The sequence below is a fragment of the Pseudofrankia sp. EUN1h genome (assembly GCF_001854645.1).
In the GTDB taxonomy this organism is placed as follows: domain Bacteria; phylum Actinomycetota; class Actinomycetes; order Frankiales; family Frankiaceae; genus Pseudofrankia; species Pseudofrankia saprophytica.
Map to the genome: position 1 here is coordinate 1 of NZ_MBLN01000052.1, position 25643 is coordinate 25643.

Sequence of the window (25643 nt, forward strand, 5' to 3'; positions counted from 1 at the left end):
CGAAGATCAACGGTTCCGCGGAACGCGAAGATCAACGGTTCCGCGGAACGCCTGCGGGCGCAGGACGCCCTTGGCTGTTCGGGTGGCGTCGATCGCGGCGTTTCGGTCGGCTGGCGCAGGGCTATTGATCATTTTCTGCCACCAGCCACGGGTACGTCGTCGCMGCGCCCGACGTCAGAGGACTGGATCAAGCGCTGTTGCTCACGGCCCGACGTTCTCGAGACCCGGGCCGAGAATCCGCCGTAGGTCGGGGCCGTCGAAGTTGAGCGTGTAGATCGCGGGCATCGGCATCGACAACCAGAAGGCGCAGTTGATCGACAGCCCAAGGCCGAGAAACACACGGGCGATCCACATGCCGTGCGTGGCTGCCAGGATCGTCGTGCGGGGGGCAGCCGACGCCACCAGGTTACGAGCCGCGCTCACCGCCCGAGCGGTGAGCGCGGTGAGTGACTCGCCCGCGTCGATGGCTATATCGGGATGAGCCCAGCTCCACTCGTAGTGAGCCTGCCAATCGCGAGTCGGAGCCAGACCTGACCGCCACTCTCGGAGTTCCCCGTGGCGACGCACGGGCAGTCCCAGAGCCCTCGCGGTCGGTTCGATGGTCTGGACCGCACGAAGGTACGGACTGGATACGACTCGCGAAACACCGCAGCCCGCGAGGACCATGACAAGGGCGCCAGCCTGGTCACGGCCCGTCTCGGTGAGCGGACGCTGGTACTCGTCCGGACCGTCGCGGATTGGTGGGACCGAGACGGCGTGGCGGACCAGTACCAGATCAACCATGATGAAGATCCTGCCTCGCGAGCAATCATGCCTCGCGAGCAATGGGCGCTACTCGACCCGCCACGACGATCAGCCCATCATCGCCCCGGTTGCGGGCGCGGAGCGTCCGGCAACGAGAGCGCCTCAGACTGCCAGGAGACGGACCAGGTCCGCGTCGTGCAGGTCGGCGGCGGTGCCGGCGTGGGCGACGAGGCCGGCGTCGAGGACGATGAAGCTGTCGGCGAGCTTGATCGCGGTGTCGATGTACTGCTCGACGAGGAGGACCGCGAGGCCGACCTCGGTGTGCAGCCGCTCGATGACCTCCTCGATCTCGGCGACGATGGACGGCTGGATGCCCTCCGTCGGCTCGTCGAGGATCAGCATCGTCGGCCCGGTCACCAGCGCCCTGGCCATGGCCARCATCTGCTGCTGGCCGCCGGAGAGGAAGCCCGCGCGGCGCTTCAGGAACGGCCGCAGGCGCGGGAACACGTCCAGCGCCTCGTCGATCGCGCCCTTCTTGCCCTTGGCCGCCTCCCAGGTGACCTGGAGGTTCTCGTAGACGGTCAGCTGCGGGAAGGTCTCGTGACCCTGTGGGCAGTAGCCCATCCCCCGCCGCACCCGGTCGTAGGTCGCGATCCGGGTGATGTTCTGGCCCTGGAACTCGATGGTGCCGGCGGAGGGAGGCAGGATGCCCATGATGGCGTTGAGCAGCGTGGTCTTGCCGACGCCGTTGCGGCCCATGACGCAGACCAGAGCCCCCGCGGGCACCTCCAGGTTCACGCCGAAGAGGACCTGTGCCCGACCGTAGCCGACGTCCAGCGAGGTGACCTTCAGCATCAGCTCGTCACTCATGGGGTGACCTCCAGCCCAAGCGCGGCCGCGGCCGCCCCACCAGACTCGTCGTCTTCCTTCTTGCGGCCCAGGTAGACCTCCTGGACCCGCGGGTCCGCCTGCACCTCGGCGACCGTGCCCTCCGTCAGGACCTTGCCCTCGTGCAGGACGGTGACGACGCTGGCGAACCGACGAAGGAACTCCATGTCGTGCTCGATGACCACGACGGTGCGTTCCTCGGCGATCTGCTGAAGCAGCACGCCGGTGCGTTCGCGCTCGTCCTTCGTCATACCGGCGACCGGCTCGTCGAGGAGCAGCAGCTGGGGGTCCTGGGCGAGCAGCATGCCGATCTCCAGCCACTGCCGCTGGCCGTGCGAGAGGATCCCCGCCTTCCGGTCCGCCAGCTCGGCGAGCTGCGTCGTCTCCAGCACCTGCGCCACCGGGTCGCTGATGCCCTTGCGCCGCAGGAACAGCTTCGGGACGGGGATGCGGAAGCTCGCCGCCAGGTCTATGTTCTCCAGGACCGTCAGGTCCTCGAACACCGTCGCCGTCTGGAACGTCCGGCCGATCCCGAGCTTCACGATCCGGTATTCGCGCCGGCCGACCAGCTCCGTCCCGGCGAAGCGCACCGAGCCGGCGGCGGGCTTCGTCAGCCCGGTGATGACGTCGACGAGCGTGGTCTTGCCGGCGCCGTTGGGACCGATGAGGAACCGCAGCTCGCCGCGCTTCACGGTGAAGTCGATACCGCTGATGGCGACGAACCCGTCGAACACGACCCGCAGCCCGCGTACCTCCAGCAGCGCCTCGCCGACGCCGTCGGCACGCTGGGCCGGAATGGTGGTGGTCTCCTCGGACGTCGTCATCACACCGCCTCCTGCCTGGTCGCGCCCTGCTCGGGCACGACCACCGCGTGGTCGCCGGCCAGCGCGACGGCCGGTGGGCCGGCGGGTGGGCCGGGCCGGGCCGGGGGCTTGATGCCCAGCCGTCCCATCAGCACCGGCGCGCCCTCGCGCACCTGCTTCAGGAGCCCTGCGAGGCCCCTGGGCAGGAAGGCGATGACGCCGATGAACAGTGCGCCCTGGAAGTAGGTCCAGGCCGACGGGTAGTCCTCGGAGAACGTCGACCGTGCCCAGTTCACGACGACCGCGCCGATGATGGCGCCGGCGAGCGAGTAGCGGCCGCCGACGGCGACGGCGATCACCAGCTCGATCGACGGGACGATGTCGAGCATGCCGGGGTTGACGATGCCGACCACCGGCACGATCAGCGCGCCGCCGACCGAGGCGGTGACCGCCGAGATCGCGAACGCGATGGTCTTGATGACGGTCGGGTCGTAGCCGAGGAAACGGACGCGGTCCTCACCGTCCCGGATCGCCAGCAGCAGCCGGCCGAACCGGCTCGCGACCACCAGGCGCAKCAGCAGGAAGACGACCAGCAGCACGCCGGCGGTGATGAAGTACAGCGTCCGGTGGCCCTGGTCGGCGTAGGTGTCGATGCCGAAGAACCCGCTGAAGTTCGTCAGGCCGTTCGTGCCGCCCGTGTAGCCCTGCTGACCGATCAGCAGGATCACGAAGGCAGCGGCGAGCGCCTGCGTGAGGATCGCGAAGTAGGCGCCGCGCACCCGCTGGCGGAACACCAGCAGACCCAGCAGCGTCGCCACCACGATCGGCAGGATGATCACTGCGGCGATCGCGACGACCGGGCTTCGGAAAGGCTCCCAGAACGCCGGCAGCTTCTCGACGCCGCTCCAGTCCATGAAGTCGGGGACGTGGCCGGGACCGGCGTCGTGCAGCTTGAGGTACATGCCCATCGAGTAGCCGCCGAGGCCGACGAACAGGCCCTGACCGAGGGTGAGCATGCCGCCGTGGCCCCAGGCGAGGCCGATGCCGATGCCGACGATGGCGTAACACAGGTACTTCGTRAACAGCGGCAGGCGGAACGCCGGGTCCAGCACGTACGGCGCGATCACGCCGACCACGATGACCGCGACGAAGACGAGCCGCCAGGGCAGCTGGGGCGTCACCAGCCGGGCCCGCCACCCGCCTTTCGCGGCGGCCGTCTCGTTCTCCGGTGCCGCGGTCGGCTCCGTGGCCGTCAGCGGGGCGCTCATGTGAGCGCCCGGCTGCGAAGGACGAACATGCCCTGGGGGCGAGCCTGCAGGAAGGCGACGATCGCGACGAACACGACCACCTTCGCCAGGCTCGCGTTCGACCAGAACTCGACGTAGCTGTTGAGCAGGCCGAGCGCGAACGCCGCGATCAGCGCGCCGCGCAGCTGGCCGAGACCGCCGACGACGACCACGAGGAACGCGTCGACGATGTACTTGGYGCCGAGGGTGGGGCTGACCGTGCCGACCAGGGTCAGTGCGACCCCGGCGACACCGGCCAGCCCGGAGCCGATGAAGAACGTGATCTGGTCGACCCGGTCGGTGCGGACCGCGCTACAGGCCGCGAGCTCACGGTTCTGCATCACGGCCCGCATCCGCCGGCCGGCCGGGGTCTTGCTCATGTACAGCCCGATTCCCACCAGGCACACCGCCGCGAGGCAGAAGATGTACACCCGGTTGTAGGGAATCYGGATACCGCCCACGTCGGCGCCCCCGATGAGCCAGTCGGGGGCGACGACCTGGACGCCGCGGTYGTCGATCAGGTCCCGAACCAGCTGCTGCAGGATGAGGCTGACGCCCCAGGTGAGCAACAGCGTGTCCAGTGGCCGCCCATAGAACCTGCGGATCAGCGTCCGTTCGAGAATTACCCCGAACAGACCCGCCACGACGAACGCCACCGGCAGGGCCGCGATTACCGCATTGTGCCCCGCCCAGCTCTGCAGCATGTACGTCGTGTAGGCGCCCACCATGATGAACTCRCCGTGCGCCATGTTGATGACGCCCATCTGACCGAACGTGAATGTCAGGCCCAGTGCAGCCAGCAGCAGCACCGCCCCGATACTCAGCCCGATTGGCAACTGGTTCAGGAACCCGTTCACATCAACCGCCCTCTGTTATCTAACCCACGCGCCTACGAGGACAGACCCTTGGCCCATGGGTACTCCGCGCCCTTCAGGTATGGATCGGGCTTGATCGGGCTCCCCGAGTCCCAGATCGACTTGATCTGGCCGTCGGCGCCGATAAGACCAATCCGGGCGGTCTTGTAGACGTGCTGGGTCGGACCGTCGATCGTGACCTTGCCCTCGGGCAGGTCGAGCGAGATTCCGCCGGCCGCCTTCTTGACCGCCTCGACGTCGGTGGTGCCGGCCTTCGTGACCGCCGCCGCCCACAGGTTGACCGCGTTGTAGCCGGCCTCCATCGGGTCGGAGGTCACCTTGTCGGAGCCGTACTTGGCCTTGAAGGCCTTGACGAACTCGGTGTTCGCCGGGGTGTCCGTCGTCTGGTAGTAGTTCCAGGCGACGTACTGGCCCGCCAGGTACTCGGTGCCGATCGCCTTGACCTCCTCCTCGGCGATGGACACGGACATGGTCGGGATCTGGTCCGGACCGATGCCGGCGGACTTCAGCTGCTTGAAGAACGCCACGTTCGAGTCACCGTTGAGGGTGTTGAACACGAAGTCAGGCTTGGCCTGCTGGACCTTGTTGACGATCGTCGAGACCTCGGTGGAGCCCAGCGGGAGGTACTCCTCGCCGAGGATGTCCATCCCGTTCGCCTCGGCGTAGGCCTTGATGATCTTGTTGGCGGTACGCGGGAAGACGTAGTCGCTACCGACCAGGAAGATCTTCTTCTTGTCCTGCTCCTTCAGGTAGTCCAGGGCGGGAACGATCTGCTGGTTGGTGGTGGCGCCCGTGTAGAAGATGTACGGGCTCTGCTCCAGGCCCTCGTACTGCACCGGGTACCACAACAGCGCCTTGTTGCGCTCGAACACCGGCAGCATCGCCTTGCGGCTCGCGGACGTCCAGCCGCCGAAGACGGTGGCCACCTTGTCCTGCGAGATGAGCTTCTGGGCCTTCTCGGCGAAGGTCGGCCAGTCCGAGGCACCGTCCTCGACCACCGGCACGAGCTTCTTTCCGAGCACGCCGCCCTTGGCGTTGATCTGCTCGATAGCGAGCAGCTCGGAGTCCCGGACCGTCACTTCCGAGATGGCCATGGTCCCGCTGAGTGAATGCAGCAGGCCGACCTTGATCGTGTCCGACGACGAACCGCCGTCAGACGATGAATCCCCCGACCCCCCACAGGCCGCGAGCAGGAGAGCGGGCAGCACCGCGAGCGGTGCGAGCCTACGCCAGGACTTTCCGAACAATTCCTTGCCCTCCCTAGGACGCTGATATCGATCAGTGTAGGGAGAGCGGTTACCGGGGCGGGACCCCCGAGTTACCCGGAAGTTAATCCGCGCGACCCGTCATTTTTCCGGGCGGCGCCCGGCGAGAAATTCGTGACCAATAAATTTCCGACGTTAGGGCAATTATCATCCAGCCGCCACCACTGCGGGCCGCCTTCACCAGATCGTTACGGTGGGAGGCGGTTGTTTCCAGGTCGTTTCACAAAATGCGACCACACCATCGGGCGAGTTCCGGACATCCGTTCACCGACGTGCGCGCATACCGTTCACCGACCGCCGGCGCGCCCCCGTGTTACACCTGTCACCAGGCCGTGAACCGGTCCTGGGTTCGCGCGGCCCCCCAGCGGCGGCCCCCAGCGGCGACCGCCGTCGGTCAGGAGTCGGCGCTGGCGAGGGAGCTACGGCCAGCGGTAAAGGCCGCCAGCGGTGCCGCCGGTGTGATGACCGATGTTGTTGATCGTCACGATCTGGGTCTCGGCCGAGTCGCGGGCCGCCGGCGGCGGGCCGGTGGCGGCGTCGGTCTCCGGTTCCTCGGCTCGCGGCCACTGGGTACCCGGGTCGGTCGCGCGCCGCGCCGTCGACGCCGGGCCCTCCTCCTGGGGCGGGCCGTCGGCACCGCTGGCGCCGTCGGCCGCCGAGAGCGGGTCGGCGGTGTGCCGTCGGGCCCACTGCCGGCCACCCACCCGCCGCCGCCCGACGGCCCCGTCCTCGCCGACCGGTCGGCGGCGCGCGGACCGGCCGCCGGACGGGCGGCCCTGGTCCTCGCCCGGCGGCTCCCCGGTGGTGGCGCCCGGACCTGGACGTGCCTCCCGGCCGAGCTCGGTGTTCCGGACCTCCCAGAGGCCGCGGTCGGGGCTTTCCCCCGCGGCCGGGCCCGACTGGCCGGCGGTGGGCCACCCCGTCCCGTCGGCGCCGTCGCCCATGACGCCGGGGCCATCGCCGTCGCACACCGCGCCGAGGCCGGCGTCGCCCGCAGCCGCGGGCACATCCCCGACACCGGGGCCGGGCGCGTCCCGGCCGATGCCGCCAGGCGGGCCGCCGAACGGTCCGCCGACACCTCCGCCGATGTCCAGACCGGTTCCCCCGCCGCCGGTGTCGTTCCCCGCGTCCGGTCCGGGGCCCGCGGCGACGACTCCGCTCACGGACACGATGTCCCACGGCGCCGGTCCGGCACCGCCGGAGGCGCCCCAGCCACGCGCCCTGTCCCAGCCACCGCGCGGGCCGCCCTCGCGACCAGTCGCCGAGGCGCCGCCCGGTCGGCCGCCGTCGTCGCCCGGTCGGTCGCCGCCGTCGTCCGGCGGGGGAACCCGGGCGCCGAACAGCGGGTCACGCCCGAGGTAGCCGACCCGGTCGAGCCCTAGCGGGTCGCGCCGGGATGCGTCGTAGCCGCCGTAACCGCCGCCCTGGTAGCCGTCGGGCGGCAGGCCATCGGTGTTGAAGCCGCCCCGGGAGTACCCGCCGCCCGCCCGCCCAGGGTCGGGAAAGGCGGGTCCGGCGGCGCCGCCGATCGACAACGGACCGCTCGGAGGCCCGCCAAGCGCGAACCCGCCCGTCGGCGGGTAGTCGGGCACCTCGTCGCCGGACGGCGGCGCTACCGAGGGGAAGGGCGGGAACGGCGGCGGGTACGGCGGCGGCGTCGCCGGCCCGTAGGACCAGGTGGGGGCTCCCCCGGCGCTCTGGGCGTCGGCCGGGCCGCGTCCGGCGGCGTCGTCCGGCGGCGTCGTCCCCGGGAACGCCGGGTAGGTCAGCGACGTCGGCCCGGTCAGCGACGTCGGCCCGGTCGCGGGTGGCATCGAACCGGGCGGGAGGTCGCCGAGGCCTGGCCGCTCCCAGGACACCGAGCCGCGGTTCTCCGCGCGCCGGCGCTCCGCCTCCAGCCGGTCACGGCGGATCCGCTCGGCCCGGTCCCGCTCGGCGCGCTCCCGTTCCAGCCGCTGCGCCCGCTCGAACTCGACCCGCTCACGCTCTGCGCGCTCACGCCGCGCGCGCTCCAGCTCGGCGCGCTCGCGTTCCACCCGCTCCAGCTCCGTGCGTTCCCGCTCCACGCGCTCCAGCTCGGCCCGCTCGAACTCAGCCCTTTCACGCTCGACCCGCTCACGCTCGGCCCGCTCGAACTCGGCCCGCTCGAACTCGGCCCGCTCACGCTCGACCCGCTCACGCTCCGCGCGCTCGAACTCGGTCCGCGCGTGCTCGGCCCGCTCGAACTCCAGTCGCTCCAGCTCGGCTCGCTCCAGCTCCAGTCGCTCCAGCTCGGCCCGCTCGAACTCCAGTCGCTCCAGCTCGGCTCGCTCGAACTCGGCTCGCTCGAGATCCGCGCGCGCGAGCTCGGCCCGCTCGGCCTCGGCACGGTCCGCGTCGGCACGGCCGGGCCCCGCGGGGTCGCCGGCCGCGGGACGCTCGGCGAGCAGCTCGGCGAGCGGGCGCGGCGGCCCGACGTGGAAGCCCTGCGCGTAGTCGACGCCGATGTCGCCCAGGGCACTGGCCAGCGACTCCCGGTCGACGCCCTCCGCGATCGTGTACATCCCGAGCGTGCGGGCGATCCGCACGACGGCGTCGACGAGGGCGATGTCCTGCGCGTTGACGTCCGCCTGCTGGACGAACTCACCGTCGATCTTGATGCCGCTGAACGGCAGCGTGCGCAGGTGGACGACGGAGCCCATGCCGACGCCGAAGTCGTCGAGGATGAATCGGCAACCGGCCGCGGTGAGCTTCTCCGCCAGTCGGCGGGCCGGCTCGATGCTCACCAGCGTGGACCGCTCCGCGATCTCCAGCCCGAGCCTGGCGGGGTTCACCTCGGCGGCCCGTAGCGCGTCGAGGACGAAGTCACCGAAGCCCGGGTCCTCGACGGACCTGGCCGAGATGTTGACGTGCAGGTAGAGCGGCCCGCGCGGCCCGTCGGCGACGAGCGCGGCGATGGCCTGGCTGACCACCCACCGGTCCAGCCGGAGCACCAGCTCGGTCCGCTCGACCGGCTCGAGGAACTCCCGCGGCGACAGCTCCGGGAGGAGCCCGTCGCGCAGCCGCACCAGCAGCTCGTAGCCGATGACCCGGCGGGCGGCGAGGTCGACCAGCGGCAGCGCGTCCACGGCGAGCGTGCCGGCCTCCAGGGCGGCACGCACCCGCTGGGTGACGGACACCCGCCGGGCCGCCTGCTCGTACTGCTCGTCGCTGAAGAGCCGGGCGCGGTCGCGCCCGGCGCCCTTGGAGTCGTAGAGGGCGAGGTCGGCCTGGGCGAGCGCGGCGGTGTCGTCCTCGACCGTGGCCAGCGGAACGACGCCGATGCTGACGGTCACCCGCAGCGCGAGGTCGTCGACCGGGATCGGCGAGCGCGCGACGGCCTGGCAGAGCTGGTCGGCGACGGTGAGGCCGGTCTCGCCGTCGCCATCCGGCAGCAGGACGGCGAACTCGTCGCCGCCGAGCCGGCCGAGCAGGGCGGCCGGCAGCTCATCGCGCAGGATCTGGGTGAGACCGCGCATGACGGTGTCGCCGACGGCGTGGCCGCGCAGGTCGTTGATGTCCTTGAAATGGTCGACGTCGATGATCAGCAGCGATCCGGCGCGGCCGGCGGGGAACGCGGCGAGGTGCTCCCGCAGCTCCCTGGTGATGCCCCGCCGGTTGAACAGACCGGTCAGTGCGTCCCGCTCAGCGAGGTTCGCCAGCTCCTGCTGGACGCGGTGCAGGTCGGTGATGTCGTGCGCCGTGCCGAGGACGCGCGCCGCCCGCCCGGACTCGTCGGCGACGGCCTCACCGTGGCACTCGAAGACCCGCTCGCCCTGGCCGGCGCGGTCGAGGATCCGGTGGACGAAGGTGAACGTGCCGACGGACTCGATCGCGTCGCCGACATGGTCGCGGATCATGCGCTCGTCGACGGGTGGCAGCATGGTCAGGATCTGGCGGAACTCGACCTTCTCGGTCGAGTCGAAACCAAGCAGCGCGAGCAGGTTGCGGGACATGGCGACCTCGCCCGTCGCCAGGTCCCACTCCCAGGTTCCGGTGCGGGTGAGCACCTCGATGCGGTCGAGCCGGTCAGGCGTCGCGACCGCCGGCGGGACGGGTGAGGAGCCCGCGTCCGCGAGGACGGGCCGGCCGACACCCTTGCCCGCGGGCGTGGGCAGGTTGCCGGCGGGGCGGGCCATGGCGACGGTCGCCGCGTCCACGCTCGGGCCCCAGGCCGCGTCGTCCCACTCGGAGGTGCCCCGCCAGGTTTCGTCGCCGCCCACGGCGGTGTCCGGCCGATAGCCGGCGGTGACGTCGAAGAGCTCGTAGAGCGTGAGGCCGTCCGCCCAGCTGCCGCCGGGCGACGTGAGCGGCTGGCAGCGCAGCCGCAACCAGCGGGCGGACCCGTCGGGCGCGGTCCAGCGGACGTCGACCGGAGCCGCGCCGGGTACCAGGCCCGACAGGGGCAGCCGCGCCTCCGCGACCGCGTGACGCGCCCTGGCGCGCTCGGGCAGCCGGTCGCCGGATTCTGGATCGGCTATGGGGCGACGGAGCCCGGCGTCCAGGTCGGATCGGCGACGGGGATCCGGCGGGTCCGCTGGCAGCTGCCCGGTGAGCCGCTCGTCCGCGTGGTCGTCAGCGCCGTCAGCGCCGTCACCGACGCCGTCGGCCGCGCTCGGGTCCTCGGCGCCGGCGTCACCGCCCTCGTCCCGGCCCCCGGACCCGGCGCCGACGACGGCGGCCAGCGCGGCGTTGACCCAGACGACCCGGCCCTCGGTGTTCACCACCAGGAGCCCAGCCGAGACCGCGTCGGCCACCAGCCCAGTCACCGCGGCGACCAACGCACCTCCCGCRCAGCGTCTGCCGGCCGCGCGACCATCTGCGCTGGCCAGGCCCTCCGCTGGGCAGTCTAGCGGYAGTCGTCCGAGTACATTCCGTTAGGTCCGCTTGGCGGCGCGAAACGGTCACCCCACGTAGCCGCTTCAGGCCGCCATGCGCATCGTCCAAGATTCCCCTGGCAGGGGGATCTTGGGCGAAATGAGCTCAGTCGGAGCCGTGCTTGTGGATCTGCTCGGCGAGGTACTGGGCCGCGGTCACCTGGCGAATCAGCTCGAGCTGAGCCTCCAGCCAGTCGATGTGCTCCTCCTCCTCGTGGATGAGGTGCTCGAAGAGGACGGCGGTGCCGAAGTCGGACTTGCCGCGAGCCAGCGTCACACCCTTGCGGAGCGTCTCGACGTTCTCCAGCTCGCGGGCATAGTCGAGCTCGAGCATCTCGGGCACTGTCTCGCCCGTGCGCAGGGTGTGCAGCCGCTGCAGGTTGGGATGGCCATCGAGGTAGAGCACGCGATGGATGATCTTGTCGGCGTGCTTCATCTCGTCGATGGACTCGTCACGGTAGTGGTGCGCAAGCCCGTGGTAGCCCCAGTGTTCCTGGATCCGGTAGTGGAGCCAGTACTGGTTGATCGCGGTGAGCTCGTTGGTGAGCACCGCGTTCAGGATCTCGATCACCTCGTCGTCGCCACGGACCACGCAAGGCCTCCACTCATCACCGCACCACGGGAAGCGGCCGTCTCGACGACGCCGTGTAGGCGTCTTGTCGAGCGGCCAACCGGCGCGGGCGTCAGGCGGCCCGCGCCGTACCAGCGACCGGCTCACCGCCGCGATGACACAGCAAGAGTTCCGAGATCTCTTCGAGGCAGCCGCCGCATCCGGTGCCGGCGTCGCAGCGCTCGCCGATCTCGTCGGCATCGCGGGCACCCGCAATGATTACGCTGCGTAGCGTCCGGTCGGACACAGCAAAGCACGAGCAGACCAGCACCGCACCTCACCACGCGGGACGGGCCGGCGTGTTCCACCGCCGACCAGGCACTTCGGGTTCGTTGTCCGGGTTCCTCGCATTGGGATCAACCCTAAGCTAAGGCTTCCCTAACGAATACAGAGTGCCAGTTAGGCTCACCTAACGCAAGGCAGCCTAACCATCAGTCTCGCGCTGCGTACATCGTCACATCCCGCCCCGCCCGCCGCCCCGCGACGCCCTCCCGACCCTCCGGTGACGTTCCGACGCCGTCGCTACGCACGGCGACCAGCCCGGTAACGCGGACGGGCGGACGCCCCGAAGGATCGCCCGCCCGCTCGCCCGCCCGCCGCGAACCCGGCCGCCCTAGGCCGGGCTCAACGCCACGGCCGCGTCCGGCTCGTTCACCCGGAAGCTCAGGCTCTGCTCCAGGTAGAGCTCGACGACGTCCCCGCTGTGCCCGGCATAGCCGACGGAGAGGTCCATGCCGGACTCGACGACGAAGTCCCCGCCACGCTGGCTGAGCACCACGGCGCCGCGGATGCCCGGAGCGCGCACCACCGGCCCGTCCAGGATGTGGCGCAGGTGGTCGAGCAGCAGGTAGCCACCGTGCTCGGCGGTCTCGACGATGGCCGTGAAGCCGTCCGGCTCGATCGCGAGACCGTAGGAGCCGCCGATGCCGGCGTGGCGCAGCATCGCGACCGCCTTGGCGACGGTGCGCGGGTAGAGGTTGGTGTCGTCCGGCAACGACAGCGCCGTGTGCGAGCTCGCCTCGACGATGCCGACGATCCCGGCCTCCTGGTAGCCGTGGAAGATGAACGAGTTCTCGGTCGTCGCCATCGCCCGGGCGGCGTCCTCGAGGGCCGACAGGTCCACGTCGTCGGCGCCCCGGTCGATGTCCTCGAGCTCACGGCGGTCCAGGGTGAACGGGACCTTCAGCTCGACCAGCGGCTGCACCCGGCGCAGCCGGGCTCGCACCCCCTCCGACGGGGGTGTCCCGACCGGGGTGGCACGCCCGAGCGATGTCGCCGAGTACTCCCAGCCGTGCGGGCCGGAGAAGTCGACCAGCTTGCGGCCGGCGAGGTTGACCGTGAGCCTGGTCCGGGCCTCCTCGTCGACGACCTTCCATGCCTCGTCGGTCAGCGGCGCGTGCCCGCGGAGCAGGTGGTTCATTCGGACTTTCCCTTCAGGCCGCCGATGCCAAGTGAGTAGTCGACCCCCGCTGGCGAGGCCACGCCCGGCTCGGCCGGCGCCTCGGCGACGCCGTCCCGGTTCATGGCCCGCGCCTCGGCCTCCAGCACCGGGCCGTCCGCGAAGAGGTAGGTCCGTAGCTGCTGGTCGAGTACCGCGTCCTGGCGGCGCAGCCACTCGAGCGTCATCGCCGCGTGTTCCTTCTCCTCGTCCCTGTTGTGGGCGAGGATCTCGGCGAGCTCGGGATCGGTCGCCGCCGAGACCCGCTGGTCGTACCAGTCGACCGCCTCTAGTTCCTCCATCAACGACACGATTGCCCGGTGCCGGTCGACAAGATCTGGTGTGAGCTTGTCGGGCTGTTCGTGCAGCCCCATGCTCGAGTCCGCCATGGACGTGTACCTACCATGCCCAAGGCCGGTCCAATGACCACGGGCGACGATTTTCGCCCAATGCGGGAACTACGACAGAACCATCGTCCGACAATCATCCGGCTCAGGGCGGGACCGGCGCGGTCAGGGCCGTCAGGCGCTCGGATCGGGCGTGATCTCGACGCGGCGGTTGGCGGCGCGCCCTGCCGGGGTGGCGTTGTCGGCGGCCGGGTGGCTCTCGCCGAGGCCGACGGCGCGCAACCGGGCGGCCGGCACCCCCCTGCCGACCAGGTAGGCGACGGCGGCCTCGGCGCGGCGGACCGACAGCGCCTCGTTGTACGGCGCCGGGCCGGTGCTGTCGGCGTGTCCGGCGACCACCACCGGTAGCGCGCCCGCGCGCAGGACGATGGCGACCCCGTCGAGCGCCGCCAGGTCAGCCGGCGACAACGCGGCGCTGCCGCGCGCGAACGTGACCGGATGGCCGCTGGCCGCGGCCGCCAGCGCTGCCCTGGTCACCTCGTCACCCCCACCGGCGCCGCGAGCCCCGTCATCGCCCTCGTCCCCGCTCGGAGCCCCACCGGAGCCGTCAGAACCCTGGGTGGCGACGCGCGCGTCCGCGCCCAGCTGGGCCGAGCTGACACCGTCGACGCGAGCGGCCCGCAGCGCCGTCTGAGCGGCGGCGAGGCTCGGGAAGTCGCCGTGCAGGGTGACCGACGTCCCGGCGACGGTCACGGCGACCTGCGTCACGCCAACCCGGCGCACCGCCTCGCTCGCCCGCCGCCCCAGGTCCTTCTCGATCGGCCCGCGCCGCGCCGCGATCGCCAGCAACGCGAGCAGCAGCCAGACGACCAGCAGCGAGACGGCGAACGCGACCGGCCGAGGACGGCGCGGGCGCGCCACGGCGGGCAGGAACATGAACGGACTCCGAGCTGAGGACGCGGGCGAGCGCGGCTGCCGGGCACGCGTCGACGCGACCCTTTCCGGCATCACCGGGATGCCGGACATCAACCACGACAGCCGCAACTGTCGCACATCGACCCCGTGACCAGGCACGCGCCACTCCGGCACACCGCGACAGGTGGCACCCATGGGCACGAGGCCGGCCCGGGGAGCGGGCCACCGAGACCGTCGAGCAGGTCCTCGTCCTGAGGGCGGGCGGTCAGGTGGTAGGTCAGGTGAGGGTCGCGAGGCCCCCGCCGGCCGGGCGCGCCTGACCAGTGGGAAGGCCTTCGGCGGCCTCACCGGGTGGGCGCTGGCCGGGAGCGGCCGCGGCGGCCGACACGTCGGGCGCCGGGTCGGCGGCCGCCTCCGCGTCGACGGTGACCTCCGCTCCGGCGATGGCTTCGGCGTCGACGGCGGGCTGCTGCCCCACGACGGTCGGAGTGGGGACGGCCTCGAGCGGCGGCGCCGAGGGGCGGTGCGCGGCGAACCGGCGCGACGAGCGACGAGTGAGCGCCATCGCGGCCAACGCGGAGACGCCCAGCACGGCCCAGCCGGCGAACGCGTCGAGGATGTAGTGGTTCGCGGTGGCCATGACGACGAAGGCGGTGGCCGCCGGGTAGAGCGCGCCGAGCACCCGCAGCCACTTCCAGCGGGCGTTGCGCGCGATCAGGACCCCGCACCACAGCGCCCAGGCACAGTGCAGCGACGGCATCGCYGCGTACAGGTTGGCGACCTTGTCGAGGCCGTGCGGGGCGGCGCTCGCGCTGGCGCTCCACCAGCCCCAGTTGCTGTAGTAGGACATGGTGTCGATGTAGCCGGCGTTCGGCAGCAGCCGGGGCGGCGCCGTCGGGAACAGGAAGAACCCGACCAGGCAGAGGATCGTGGTGAAGGCCAGGGTCCAGCGGGCGCGCGAGTACTTACGCGGGTGACGCCGGTGCATCCAGAGGATGACGACCGGCGTGACGATGAAGTGCAGCGTCGCGTAGTAGTAGCAGCAGGTGATCGCGAGCGCGGGCACGGTCTGCAGCCAGTGGTTCAGCCCCAGCTCGATGTCCAGCCCGAGGTCGGCCTGCCAGCGCAGCAGCCGCTCACCGGTCCTCGTCGCCTGGTCGACGGAGCCGTCGGCGAAACCGCGGGTCCCGGTGTAGCAGTAGTACAGCGCGAGCAGGATCAGGATCTCGATCCACCACACCGGCCGGCCCGTCTCGGGGTCGCGCAGCCGCCGCCGCCACCGGTCGGCGCCGGTCCGGGCGGGGGTCTGGGCGTGGGCTTCCGCGGCCCCGCCGGGCGCCTCGCCCCGCGCGGCCACCGCCGTGGGCAGCTCGGAGGCCGGCCCGGTGGGCGCCCGGTCGCGTTCCGCACCCACGGCGCCGGGCCGCGCCTCCTCCGCCCGCTTCGCCGGGACACCCGTCCCGCCCTGGCCCATTGACATCCCTCTACTCAACCCGACGCCTCCGACACATGTGCCACCGGGCCCGCCTCGAAAGCCCGGACGGGCCGAACTTCACACAAGGCACGCGGGACATGGCAGAGGGCCTGGCCCGCCGTCCCACCCGGGTGGGACGGCGGGCCAGGCCCCCGTGACCGTGCCTGAACGTGGCCGACACCGAACTCCAGGTCAGGCTCCGGGATGGCCGGAGCCGGCGCTCGCGGGCGCGGCGACCGCGCCCGCGTCACCGGTCGCGCTGGCCGGCAGCGCGCTGCCGGCCACCCAGGTCGCCCACGGGATCGACCAGTCGTTGCCCAGCTGGTCGGTCTCCGGCGCCCGCCCGCTGTTGACAACATCGACGATGTCGCCGATCTGGCTGAAGTCGTAGAACCACTGCGCGTCCGCCGGAGCGGCGTTCACACAGCCGTGCGAGACGTTGACCCGGCCCTGGTCACCGACCGACCAGGGCGCCGAGTGGACGTACTGCCCGCCGCTGGTGATCTGGACGTTCCACTCGACCTCCTCGTAGTAGTAGTCGGGGTCGCCCAAGGGGATCCCGACCGTCGCCGAGTCCATGGTCACCTTCTGGGCCTTGCCGATGACGTTGTGCGGGCCGTCCATCGTCAACAGCGTCCGCTTGCCACCCTTGCCACCGCTGATCGCCATCGTGCGTACCAGCTGGCCGTCCTTGTAGACCTTCATGGTGTGCGCGGCGATGTCGACGTGGCTGATCTGCTGGGCGCCGATGGTGAACTCCATCACCCGGTCCTTCACGCCCACCAGCCCGTTGCCGGCCTCGAGCCCGGCGAGGTTCGCCTCGACGTGCACCTTGGTCCCGGAGGGGTAGTAGTCCTTCGGCCGCCAGCGCACCACCCGGTCGGAGGCCCAGCTCCACGAGCCCTCCAGCGGAGGACTGGTGACGACGGACAGGTGGCGCTGCACCGCGGCCCGATCGGCGGTCGGTCCGCTGAACGTCAGCACGATCGGCGTCCCCACGCCGACGGTCTGGCCGTCGACCGGCTCCCAGGACACCTTGAACGGCTTGGCCGGGACGCCGGTGGTGAAGGCCGTCTGGCTGGTCACCGTACCGGTGACGCCGCTGGTCGTGGTGGTCGAGGCCTTCACCTGGTACTGGCTGTCGGCGAACAGGCCCGCGGTGGAGGTCCAGGTCCGCCGGTCGGCCGAGTACTCGCCGGCCAGGGTGCCGGCGTCGGTCTTCTGCGAGACGCTCGCGGCGCGCGCGATCGTGACCTCGGCCAAGGGCGCGTTCGCGGTCACGACCACCTTGTCGGTGACCGCGACGCCGGACGCGCCGTCGGTCGGGGTGATCTTGATACTCGCGCTCGGCGGTGCCTTCGAGGTCGCCGCCGCGGGCGGCTCGCCCCCACCCCCGCCGGAGCAGGCCGTCAGCACGACCGCGAGCAGGGCTGCCACCAGCCCGAACAGCAGTTGATGGATATGCCTGCCGCGACGCGGGGCGAGCTGGGCCGCCCTACCGCCGCGTTCGCCCGCGGAGAAGACCATTACTTGCCTTCTTCCGATCTTCGGGACGGCCATTGGCGCGTCCACGCGATAACTCTGGCTCGGACGGTACCCAGTGGCGTGGCATCCGTCGCCCCGAGCAGGCGAAATACGGTTGTCACCCGGGCGACCATCACTATTCGTCGATGAAGCAAATACAGAGAGTCGCCCTCTCCGGGCAATGCTCACGAAGCCCTCCCACGCCACGTGGCCATCTGTGTCGGCCGTCTCCGGGCGCGCGAGAATTCATCATGAACGCGCCCTTCGGCCGGCCCCCCTGCCGCACCCCCGGAAGTCCGCGGGCCAAGCGCCGGCGTCCCCACGCCACCGGACGGAGCCAACATCCGTCGCCACACCGTGATCGCCGTCCCCACGGCCGACCACCGGACGCGCCCCCGGGCCGTCCCGCTCGCGGCGACCGGACCTCGGCTGGAGGAATGCCCACTTCCGTGAACGTTTCCCAACCCACGTCAATGCCAGCCGCGATGTGCGCCCGAACGACTCCCCCACGGCGTCGCCCGGCTACTCGGACGGATGCCCGAACCGCCACCAGAGTGCCTCACCAGAACCACCGGGGGCATAGCCAAATTCCCACCGTCCACCGGGCCGGAGAACAACATCCGCCTGTCACCGGCGCGCGCTCCACGGCCCGGTCGTCGACGGTCCTCCGCTGTCACGGAATTGGCCCCAAATAAATGCGCGACGTAGTCCAGCCTGCTCTCCGCGCATACCTGCCGCCCGCCGGCGGTCCGCGTCGGGCCTCGCGACGCACGCCGGTCGGCCACCGCCGGTCGGCCACCGCAGGTCAGCCGCCACCGCCGGCCGCGGGCAGGTCGGGAGATCGGGGAAACATCCGCCGAACGTCGCCGTCACCAGGCCCCGCACCTGACGGGGCGACGATGGCCATCCAGGCCAGACCGACCTCAGGAGGAGCCATGGCGATCGTGCTCGGACCGAACCAGTTCGGGAAGGCCGAGGTCCGGCTGGTGCACGTGGACCGGTCCACCCCGGTCCACCAGATCACCGACCTCAACGTGTCGTCGGCGCTGCGCGGGGACTTCGCCGACGCGCACCTGACCGGCGACAACGCGCACATCCTGACCACGGACGCGCAGAAGAACACGGTCTACGCGTTCGCCCGGGACGGGGTCGGCGAGATCGAGGAGTTCGCGCTGCGCCTCGGCCGGCACTTCACCGGCTCGTTCGACTGGGTGACCGGCGCCCGGGTCGAGATCGAGCAGTACGGCTGGGAGCGCATCCAGGTCGGCGGCGCCGGCCACGACCACGCGTTCAGCCGCGCCGGCTCCGAACGGCGCATGACCGTCGTCACCGTCGACGGCGACGACGCCCGCGTCGTGTCGGGCCTGGCCGGGCTCGTGGTGCTGAAGTCGACCGGGTCCGAGTTCTGGGGCTTCGCGCGGGACCGCTACACGACGCTCCCCGAGACCGACGACCGGATCCTGGCCACGGAGGTCACCGCCCGGTGGCGCCTCGTCGGCGTCGAGCACGATTACGGGAAGCTGTTCGCCAGCATTCGGACGATCCTGCTCGAGACGTTCGCGTCCGTGCACAGCCTGGCGCTGCAGCAGACGCTGTACAAGATGGGCGAGGAGGTGCTGACCGCGCACCCCGAGGTCGCCGAGATCCGGATGTCGATGCCGAACAAGCACCACTTCCTCGTCGACCTGGCGCCCTACGGCCTCGACAACCCGAACACGGTCTTCTACGCCGCCGACYGGCCGTACGGGAAGATCGAGGGCACCGTCCTGCGCGACGACGCCCCTGACGCCGGGCCCGCCTGGGAGAGCACCCCCGGCTTCTGCTGACCGGCTGGCGCCATCGGTGCCTGCCTGTTCGGTCGACCTATTCGGTCGACCAGCCGCCACGGTCCGGCCGCGCGCGGCGGGGGAACAGGGTGACCACGTCGCCGGGGGCGAGGCCCAGCCTGCTGGCCGCGTCGCCGTCGCGGACGGCGAACGCGGCCATCCCCGCCGAGTCGACGTACAGCACCAGCTCACCCGGCTCGACCGAGCCGAACGTCACCCCGACCGGCAGCACCAGCGGCGCGTTCTGGGTCGCCAGGCCGCGAACCTCGGCCCGCTGGCCGGGCACCAGGCCGACGTGGGCCAGCAGGTCACCGGTCGCGGCGAGCTGGACGTTGCCGAACCGGTCGACGAGCACGACCTCGGCCTCGAGTTTCGCCTCGGCCCGGTCCGCCCGGGTCTCCGGCTCGCTCACCCGCGCCAGCACCGGCGGCAGCCGGACGATCTCCGCCGGGGAGACCGGTTGCCCCAGCGCCGCCGGGGGTGTGCCGGTAGCGAGCTCGGCCGCCGCCGGCGCGAACACGTCCCGGCCGTGGAACGTCGCCGGCACCCCCGGCCGGGCGGCCAGCGCCACCGCCGCGGTGACTCCGCCGAGCACCGCCGCGGCCGGCGCCAGCAGCCCGTTATCGGGCCCGACGAGCATCCCGCCCGGCGTGACCAGCACGACGCCTCGCCGGCTGGTGCCGACACCCGGATCGACGACCGCGAGGTGGACGTTGACCGGCAGGTAGCGCACCGTCTGGGCGAGCACGGCCGCGCCCCGCCGGACGTCGCCGGGGTCGATCAGGTGGGTGATGTCGAGCGCGCTCACGCCGCGACGCAGCAGCACGCCGTGGCAGGCGGCGACGAACCCGTCGGCGAGCCCGTAGTCGGTCAGGAAGCTCACATGCGGCACAGGACCCATGCTCCCTCCCCGCCGGCCGCCGCTCGTCGCGGCCGCGCCGTTTTCCGGTGACCGCGTGGGAGCCGGCTAGATGGCGCCGTCGGCGCGCAGGTCCGCGAGCTGGTCGGGGGTGTAGCCCAGCTCGGCGAGGATCTTCTCGGTGTGCTCGCCGAGGGCGGGGATCGGCTCGAGCCGGGGTGGGGCGCCCGGGAACTCGACGACCGGGCGCAGCTGGCGCACCAGGCCGACGGGCGAGTCGATGTCCACCCAACGGTCGCGGGCGGCCAGCTGAGGGTGGGCGAGAACGTCGGCCATCTCGTTGACCCGGCCGTAGGCGATCCCGGCCGCGTCCAGGCCCGCCGTCACCGCCGCGGTGGGCAGCGCGCCGACGACCTCCGCGACGATCGCGTCGGTTCGTGCCCGATTGCGCACCCGTCCGCGGTTGGTGGCGAACTCGGGGTCGTCGGCCAGGTCGGGACGGCCGAGCAGGCCGGCGGCCAGGCGGGCCCATTCCCGGTCGTTCTGTACCCCGATGAGCACGCTGTCGCCGTCGGCGGTGGTGAACGCCTCGTAGGGGGCGATCGACGCATGACCGACGCCGGCCCTGGCCGGCGCGCGGCCCGTGTGCTCGGCGAACTGGACGGCATAGCCGTTCCATTCCGTGATCGCGTCCAGCATGGTGAGCGCGAGCGCCGCGCCCTCGCCGGTCCGTTCCCTGCGCAGCAGGGCCACGAGGATCGCCTGGGCGGCGTAGGTCCCGGCGGCGACGTCGGCGGCGGCGAAGCCCGCCTTCGCCATGTGCTCCGGCGTGCCGGTCACCGAGACCAGGCCTGACTCGGCCTGGATCAGCATGTCGTAGGCCCGCCGCCCGGCGTATGGGCCGGTAGGGCCGTAGCCGGAGAGGTCGACGGCGACCAGCCGCGGGTAGCGGGCGGTGAGGGTGGCGGCGTCGAGGCCGAGCCGGGCGGCGGCCCCGGGCGAGAGGTTCTGCGCGACGACGTCGGCGCCCGCGACCAGCCGCTCCAGCGCCGCCAGGCCGGAGGGGACCTTGACGTCGACGGCGAAGGACTCCTTCGACCGGTTCAGCCAGGAGAAGTGCGCGGACATCTCCCCGCGCACCGCGTCGTCGTAGGCACGGGCGAAGTCACCCGAACCCAGCCGTTCGATCTTGATGACTCGGGCACCGTACTCGGCCAGGTGACGGGTCGCGAACGGCAGCGCGACCGCGTGTTCCAGGCTGACGACGGTCATTCCCTGCAGCGGCAGCACGTCGGCAACCTTATGGCGCCGTCTGGCCCCGCGTCGGCCATTCGCATCCGGTGCGACCCATGTGACCTGCGCGGCCGCGGCCGTGCCCCGCTCACGATCTCCCACCGCGGTGGCGGCGGAGGTTGGTGAATGCGCGCGGGCAGGCGGACACTAGGGAGAAGCTGGGCAGGATGGGGGCGCCGAGCGGGGCTCGCTGTCCAGCGGGCGGACCGAACCGGACGATCCTGGGAGTAGACGTGCGGATGAGGCTGCGCCGCCAGCAGCCGGCGCTCATCACCTCGGCCGCCGACCCGCGCCACGTGGACATCGGCCGCCGGCAGAGCCAGTACCTGATGTGGATGGCTTTCCGCGTGCTCTGCTTCGTGCTCGCGGTTGTCCTCTTCCACGGATGGATCCGGTTCCTGGCCATCGTTGCCGCGCTGRTCATCCCGTGGGTGGCGGTCGTGGTCGCCAACGGCGGGCCGGCGCCGGCGCGGGGCCGCCCGGTCGGATTCGAGGCGGCCAGCCGTTCGGTCGACGGTGCGCCAGCGGCCCTCGAGTCCGCCGCCCACCCCGTCGTCGAGGGCGACCTCCAGGACGGCGGGAACCACCGCGGACCGGACGACGCGAGCGCGCGTCCTGGCTCAGCTCCCACGGGCCCACGCTCCGGGCCGGGGCCGTCCGCCGAGCCGGAACGCGAGGCCGGCTCGGGGCCGTTCCCCGCGCCCGGGCCGAAACCCGCCTGGTCGGTGCCGCCCGCGTCGAACCAGCCCACCGGCGACTCCCCGTACGGTGCCCCGGCGGCTCCGCCGCCCCGGCCGGCCACACCGGTGGATGTCGGCTTCTTCGGCCCGCGCCGCCCACCGCGACGCTGACCGGCCAGCCGAACGACCAGCCAGCCGAACGACCAGCCATCCGACGAACATGCGCGGCCCACTGGACGATCACTACTTATCTGTGGGGCAACGTTCATGTCGTAGCCGGCTAGTGGTATACGTCTGCGTTCCCTGCCCTGTCACCGTGGCCCTGTGCGCGTTGCGGTGGTCACCGAGTCCTTCCTGCCCCACGTGGACGGGGTCACGAACACGGTCTGCCGCGTGTTGGAGCACCTGGAGGCCGAGGGGCACCAGGCGCTCGTCGTGGCGCCGTCCCCCGGGGCCCGGGCCGCTGGCAAGGCGCCCCGGGTCTACGCGGGCGCCCCGGTGCTGCGGACGCCGTCCGCGCCGCTCCCGGGCTACCCGCAGTTCCGGTTCGCGACCCCGTGGCCGAGCCTCACCCCGGCGCTGCGCCGGTTCGCCCCCGACGTCGTCCACCTGGCGGCCCCCGCCGGACTCGGCGCGCAGGCGGCCTTCGCGGCCCACCGGCTCGGGGTGCCCAGCGTCGCCGTGTACCAGACCGACCTCGCCGGCTTCGCCCGCCGTTACGGCCTCGCGTCCCTGGACCGCTCGATCTGGCGGTGGCTCGCGGCCGTGCACCGGCTCGCCGCCCGCACCCTGGCGCCGTCCTGGGACGCGGTCGACGCGCTGGTCGGCGCCGGCGTCCAGCGTGTCGCCCGCTGGCGCCGGGGAGTCGACCTGGACCGGTTCAACCCGGACCACCGCGACGACGACCTGCGCGCCAGGCTCGCGCCCGACGGCGAGGTCCTCGTCGGCTACGTCGGCCGGCTCGCCAGGGAGAAGGGCGTCGAGCTGCTCGGCGCCGTGAGCGGCCTGCCGGGCACCCGGCTGGTGGTCGTCGGCGACGGACCGGAGCGGGCGCGCCTGGAGCGGCTGCTGCCCGGCGCGGCGTTCCTGGGCTTCCAGTCCGGCCAGGGGCTGTCGTCGGCGCTCGCGAGCCTGGACGTGTTCGTGCACACCGGCCAGTACGAGACGTTCTGCCAGGCGGCGCAGGAGGCGAAGGCCAGCGGCGTGCCGGTGGTCGGGCCCGCGGCCGGCGGGCTGCTCGACGTGGTCGAGCACGGCAGGACGGGGCTGCACTACCGGCCGGGTGACTCCGCGGCGCTGCGCGCCCAGGTCGCCACGCTCGTGATCGACGGTCCCGGCCGGGCCGCGATGGGCAACGAGGCTCGCGCCTCGGTGGCCGACTGCGGCTGGCGGGCGATCGGGGACGAACTGCTCGGCCACTACCGCGACGTGCTCGGCGCCAACATCAGCGCGAACCGGGACGGAGACGCCTGGCGCTGAGCACCCGCGACCCCGCCCGGCCGGGCACCACCGCCCGGCCGGCTGCTCATCACGCCCACGCCCGCGCTTGTCCTGACCCCGCGAGCCGACCCGACCTCCCTACTGGACCCGCCAACCAACCCTGAGCACCAGCCCAGGCGCGGCCGGACAGCCGCCGCCCCGAGCCGATGGAGAGTGGGCCGCATGAGGATCGCGCAGGTCGCCAACTTCGTGGCGCCGACGTCCGGGGGTATCCGCACGACGCTGCGTCACCTGGCCTCGGGCTACGTGGCCGCCGGCCACGAGGTGGTCAGGGTGCTGCCCGCGCGCCGCGACGGGGTGCGCCACGCCGATGGCGTCACCACGCTGATGGTGCGCTCGCCCCTGGTCCTCGGCACCAGCTACCGCATGATCACCGAGCCGTGGCGGGTGGCCGCGTTGCTCGACGAGGCGGCGCCGAACCGCCTCGAGGTACACGACCGCACCACGCTGCGCCGGCTCGGCCGATGGGCCCGCAAGCGCGACGTGCACTCGCTCGTCGTCTCCCACGAGCGGGTCGACCGGCTGCTCGGCGCGAAGACGCCGTGCTCGCTGCGCGGGGTGCTGCCGGTGCGCGCCGCCGCCGACGTCTCCAACCGCGGGCTGGCCGCCGGCTACGACACGGTGGTGACGACCACCGCCTGGGCGGCCGCCGAGTTCCGGCGCATCGGTGCCGACAACCTGCGGCAGGTGCCGCTGGGCGTCGACCTGGACCGGTTCGGCGCCCGGACCGCCGACCGGTCGCTGCGCCGGGCGTTCGCCCGCGACTCGGACGTGCTGCTCGTCTCGATCGGTCGGATGGACCCGGAGAAGCGGGTCGACATCGCCATCGACGCCCTCGCCGAGCTGGTCCGCCGCAAGATCCCGGCGCGGCTGGTGCTGGCCGGCGACGGCAACGGCCGCAAGGAGCTGGAACGCCGCGCCGCCGGCCTGYCGGTCGTGTTCCTGGGCTTCGTCGCGGACCGGGACCGCCTGTCCAGCCTGCTCGCCAGCGCCGACGTCGCGCTCGCGCCCGGGCCGGTCGAGACGTTCGGCCTCGCCGCGCTGGAGGCGATGGCCAGCGCGACGCCGGTGGTCGTCCACCACGGCAGCGCGCTGGCGGAGCTGGTCGACCCGCGCTGCGGCCGGGTGGCCGCCGGCTGCGGCTACGGCTTCGCCGACGCCGTCGAGGAGGTTCTCGCGCTGGATCCGGCCGACCGGCGGCTGGCCGCCCGCGCCCGTGCGGAGATGTTCCCCTGGTCGGCCACCGTCGACGGTTTCCTGTCCGTCCACGGTCTGCCGGCCCTGCCGCGCCGTGGCGCCCCGCTGTCGCTGCCCGCCGGGACGGCCGGCCTCAGCGGTCTCGGCGACGTCGGCGGCGGTCTCGGCACGGACGCCGGTGGCCACGCGTCCGCAGGCGGAGCCGACCTGCCTCGCGCCGCGTAACCGGCTCGCCGAGAATGGCTGACCGCCCGGGCGTGGCGGACCGAGAGGGCGGCCCACCTGCGCGAACCACGGCCTCTCGGGGCAGTTCTGCTCCCGTCGGGGTCACATCTCGGCGAGGAAGTGCCTACCGTAGGCGCGTGTGCCCCGCTCTTCTGCCCGCGCCACGGTCCGGCGTGCTCGCCGGCTGGGCGAACGCCTGGCTCGCCGGGCTCGTCGGCGCCGATGACGTCCTGACACACGTCCAGCGGACGCTCGGCCCCTGCCGGCACACGCTCGGCGACGAGCCGTTGCTGCTCGGCCTGGGCGCCCTGCGCTCGGCGCGCGCCGAGCGGTTCCGGCTGGTCCTGCCGGTCCCTGGCGACATCTCGGGACTGCCAGGCCCACCGGCGGTGAACGCCGACGCGCTGGCCGCCGGCGAGGCGGTGCTGGTCATCGGCCCGAGCCCGCCGCTGCTGCTGGTCCCGACGGTGGAGGTGCATGGCCCGGCGGTGGAGGGGGGGCTGGAGTCGGTCCACTGGCGGGTGCTGCCCGCGGCCCGGCTGCCGGCGCCGCCGACCCCGGTGCGTGCCGCGGAACGTGAGCTCGCCCAGGCGATCGCGGCGACGACGTCGGCGCTGCTGGACCTGGACGTCGCCAGCGCCCGCCCGGAGGTGCTCGCCCTGCTGCGCGATCGCGCCGAGGAGGACCCGGGTCCTGGGCTCGGCCCCGGATACCCGTCGGTCGCGCATGCCCTGCTCGCCCGCGCCGAGCGGCTGCGCGCCCTGCTCGACCTCGCCGCCCTGGACGACGGGGCCGCCGTCACCGCCGCCGAGATCACCCGCCGTTCCGAGGCGCTCCGCGGCCTGTCCGCCGCCGTCCGCCGTGCCTATGAGGCGGCCTACGACGCCTTCGACCCGGCGCACGCCGCCACCCCGCCCACCCGCTGACCGGATCGCTCCCCCCTCGACAACGGTCTTCCCGCTGGCGGCCGGTGAATCGGGACATATCAATATCAAAGGC

General features: G+C 72.4%; 21 protein-coding genes. 5 read left to right on the forward strand and 16 right to left on the reverse strand.

The window, feature by feature from the left end:
- Positions 1–201: 201 nt before the first annotated feature.
- The 14 genes from BCD49_RS17130 to BCD49_RS17195 form a co-directional block, all read right to left on the reverse strand.
- Positions 202–783 (reverse strand): histidine phosphatase family protein, encoded by a 582-nt coding sequence (locus BCD49_RS17130; RefSeq protein WP_007516152.1) that lies wholly within the window; start codon positions 781–783, stop codon positions 202–204.
- A 123-nt stretch (positions 784–906) separates the two neighbouring features.
- Complete coding sequence (urtE, locus tag BCD49_RS17135) at positions 907–1614, reverse strand: urea ABC transporter ATP-binding subunit UrtE (protein WP_007516153.1); 708 nt, start codon at positions 1612–1614, stop codon at positions 907–909.
- Positions 1611–2456 carry an urea ABC transporter ATP-binding protein UrtD gene (urtD, locus tag BCD49_RS17140; RefSeq protein WP_007516154.1) on the reverse strand — a complete coding sequence of 282 codons (846 nt, stop codon included), beginning with the start codon at positions 2454–2456 and terminating at the stop codon, positions 1611–1613. Before urtD ends, urtE begins: the two co-directional genes overlap by 4 nt.
- Positions 2456–3703 carry an urea ABC transporter permease subunit UrtC gene (urtC, locus tag BCD49_RS17145; protein WP_071041672.1) on the reverse strand — a complete coding sequence of 416 codons (1248 nt, stop codon included), beginning with the start codon at positions 3701–3703 and terminating at the stop codon, positions 2456–2458. The genes urtD and urtC overlap by 1 nt, the downstream gene beginning before the upstream one ends.
- On the reverse strand, positions 3700–4578 hold the full coding sequence (gene urtB / locus BCD49_RS17150; RefSeq protein ID WP_071041673.1) for an urea ABC transporter permease subunit UrtB: 879 nt from the start codon (positions 4576–4578) through the stop codon (positions 3700–3702). The genes urtC and urtB overlap by 4 nt, the downstream gene beginning before the upstream one ends.
- A gap of 32 nt (positions 4579–4610) precedes the next feature.
- Entirely contained in the window at positions 4611–5843 is a 1233-nt protein-coding gene (gene urtA / locus BCD49_RS17155) for an urea ABC transporter substrate-binding protein (RefSeq protein ID WP_007516157.1), read from the reverse strand.
- Positions 5844–6280: 437 nt separating this feature from the next.
- Positions 6281–10648 (reverse strand): EAL domain-containing protein, encoded by a 4368-nt coding sequence (locus tag BCD49_RS17160; protein ID WP_232794361.1) that lies wholly within the window; start codon positions 10646–10648, stop codon positions 6281–6283.
- A gap of 214 nt (positions 10649–10862) precedes the next feature.
- The gene (gene bfr, locus BCD49_RS17165) at positions 10863–11348 is read right to left on the reverse strand and encodes a bacterioferritin (protein ID WP_007516160.1); all 486 of its coding nucleotides are present in this window, start codon (positions 11346–11348) and stop codon (positions 10863–10865) included.
- A 91-nt stretch (positions 11349–11439) separates the two neighbouring features.
- The gene (locus tag BCD49_RS17170; protein ID WP_027141256.1) at positions 11440–11637 is read right to left on the reverse strand and encodes a (2Fe-2S)-binding protein; all 198 of its coding nucleotides are present in this window, start codon (positions 11635–11637) and stop codon (positions 11440–11442) included.
- Positions 11638–11979: 342 nt separating this feature from the next.
- On the reverse strand, positions 11980–12786 hold the full coding sequence (locus BCD49_RS17175) for a family 1 encapsulin nanocompartment shell protein (protein WP_007516161.1): 807 nt from the start codon (positions 12784–12786) through the stop codon (positions 11980–11982).
- Entirely contained in the window at positions 12783–13193 is a 411-nt protein-coding gene (locus BCD49_RS17180) for an encapsulin-associated ferritin-like protein (protein ID WP_027141257.1), read from the reverse strand. Before BCD49_RS17180 ends, BCD49_RS17175 begins: the two co-directional genes overlap by 4 nt.
- Before the next feature lie 132 nt (positions 13194–13325).
- Complete coding sequence (locus tag BCD49_RS17185) at positions 13326–14087, reverse strand: OmpA family protein (protein ID WP_007516163.1); 762 nt, start codon at positions 14085–14087, stop codon at positions 13326–13328.
- A 256-nt stretch (positions 14088–14343) separates the two neighbouring features.
- Positions 14344–15546, reverse strand: a complete 1203-nt coding sequence (locus BCD49_RS17190; protein WP_106410589.1) for a phosphatase PAP2 family protein — start codon at positions 15544–15546, stop codon at positions 14344–14346.
- 186 nt (positions 15547–15732) lie between these two features.
- Entirely contained in the window at positions 15733–17067 is a 1335-nt protein-coding gene (locus BCD49_RS17195) for a L,D-transpeptidase (protein WP_007517533.1), read from the reverse strand.
- Between the two features lie 932 nt (positions 17068–17999).
- On the opposite strand from BCD49_RS17195, the gene pucL reads away from it, so the two are divergent.
- Positions 18000–18890 carry a factor-independent urate hydroxylase gene (gene pucL / locus BCD49_RS17200; protein ID WP_071041674.1) on the forward strand — a complete coding sequence of 297 codons (891 nt, stop codon included), beginning with the start codon at positions 18000–18002 and terminating at the stop codon, positions 18888–18890.
- A 37-nt stretch (positions 18891–18927) separates the two neighbouring features.
- Here pucL and BCD49_RS17205 read toward each other — a convergent pair whose 3' ends face one another.
- Complete coding sequence (locus BCD49_RS17205; protein WP_007517527.1) at positions 18928–19791, reverse strand: SAM hydrolase/SAM-dependent halogenase family protein; 864 nt, start codon at positions 19789–19791, stop codon at positions 18928–18930.
- Between the two features lie 66 nt (positions 19792–19857).
- Positions 19858–21039: a CaiB/BaiF CoA transferase family protein gene (locus BCD49_RS17210; RefSeq protein WP_007517525.1), complete on the reverse strand. Its 1182-nt coding sequence runs from the start codon at positions 21037–21039 to the stop codon at positions 19858–19860.
- A 242-nt stretch (positions 21040–21281) separates the two neighbouring features.
- Here BCD49_RS17210 and BCD49_RS17215 point away from each other — a divergent pair, with 242 nt between their 5' ends.
- The 4 genes from BCD49_RS17215 to BCD49_RS17230 all read left to right on the forward strand — a co-directional run bounded on the left by BCD49_RS17215 (position 21282) and on the right by BCD49_RS17230 (position 25570).
- On the forward strand, positions 21282–21893 hold the full coding sequence (locus BCD49_RS17215) for a DUF3099 domain-containing protein (RefSeq protein WP_071041675.1): 612 nt from the start codon (positions 21282–21284) through the stop codon (positions 21891–21893).
- Positions 21894–22046: 153 nt separating this feature from the next.
- Positions 22047–23201 (forward strand): glycosyltransferase family 4 protein, encoded by a 1155-nt coding sequence (locus BCD49_RS17220; RefSeq protein WP_198536201.1) that lies wholly within the window; start codon positions 22047–22049, stop codon positions 23199–23201.
- A 183-nt stretch (positions 23202–23384) separates the two neighbouring features.
- Positions 23385–24644 carry a glycosyltransferase gene (locus BCD49_RS17225; RefSeq protein WP_083401519.1) on the forward strand — a complete coding sequence of 420 codons (1260 nt, stop codon included), beginning with the start codon at positions 23385–23387 and terminating at the stop codon, positions 24642–24644.
- Positions 24645–24781: 137 nt separating this feature from the next.
- On the forward strand, positions 24782–25570 hold the full coding sequence (locus BCD49_RS17230) for a hypothetical protein (RefSeq protein WP_198536202.1): 789 nt from the start codon (positions 24782–24784) through the stop codon (positions 25568–25570).
- Positions 25571–25643: the final 73 nt, after the last annotated feature.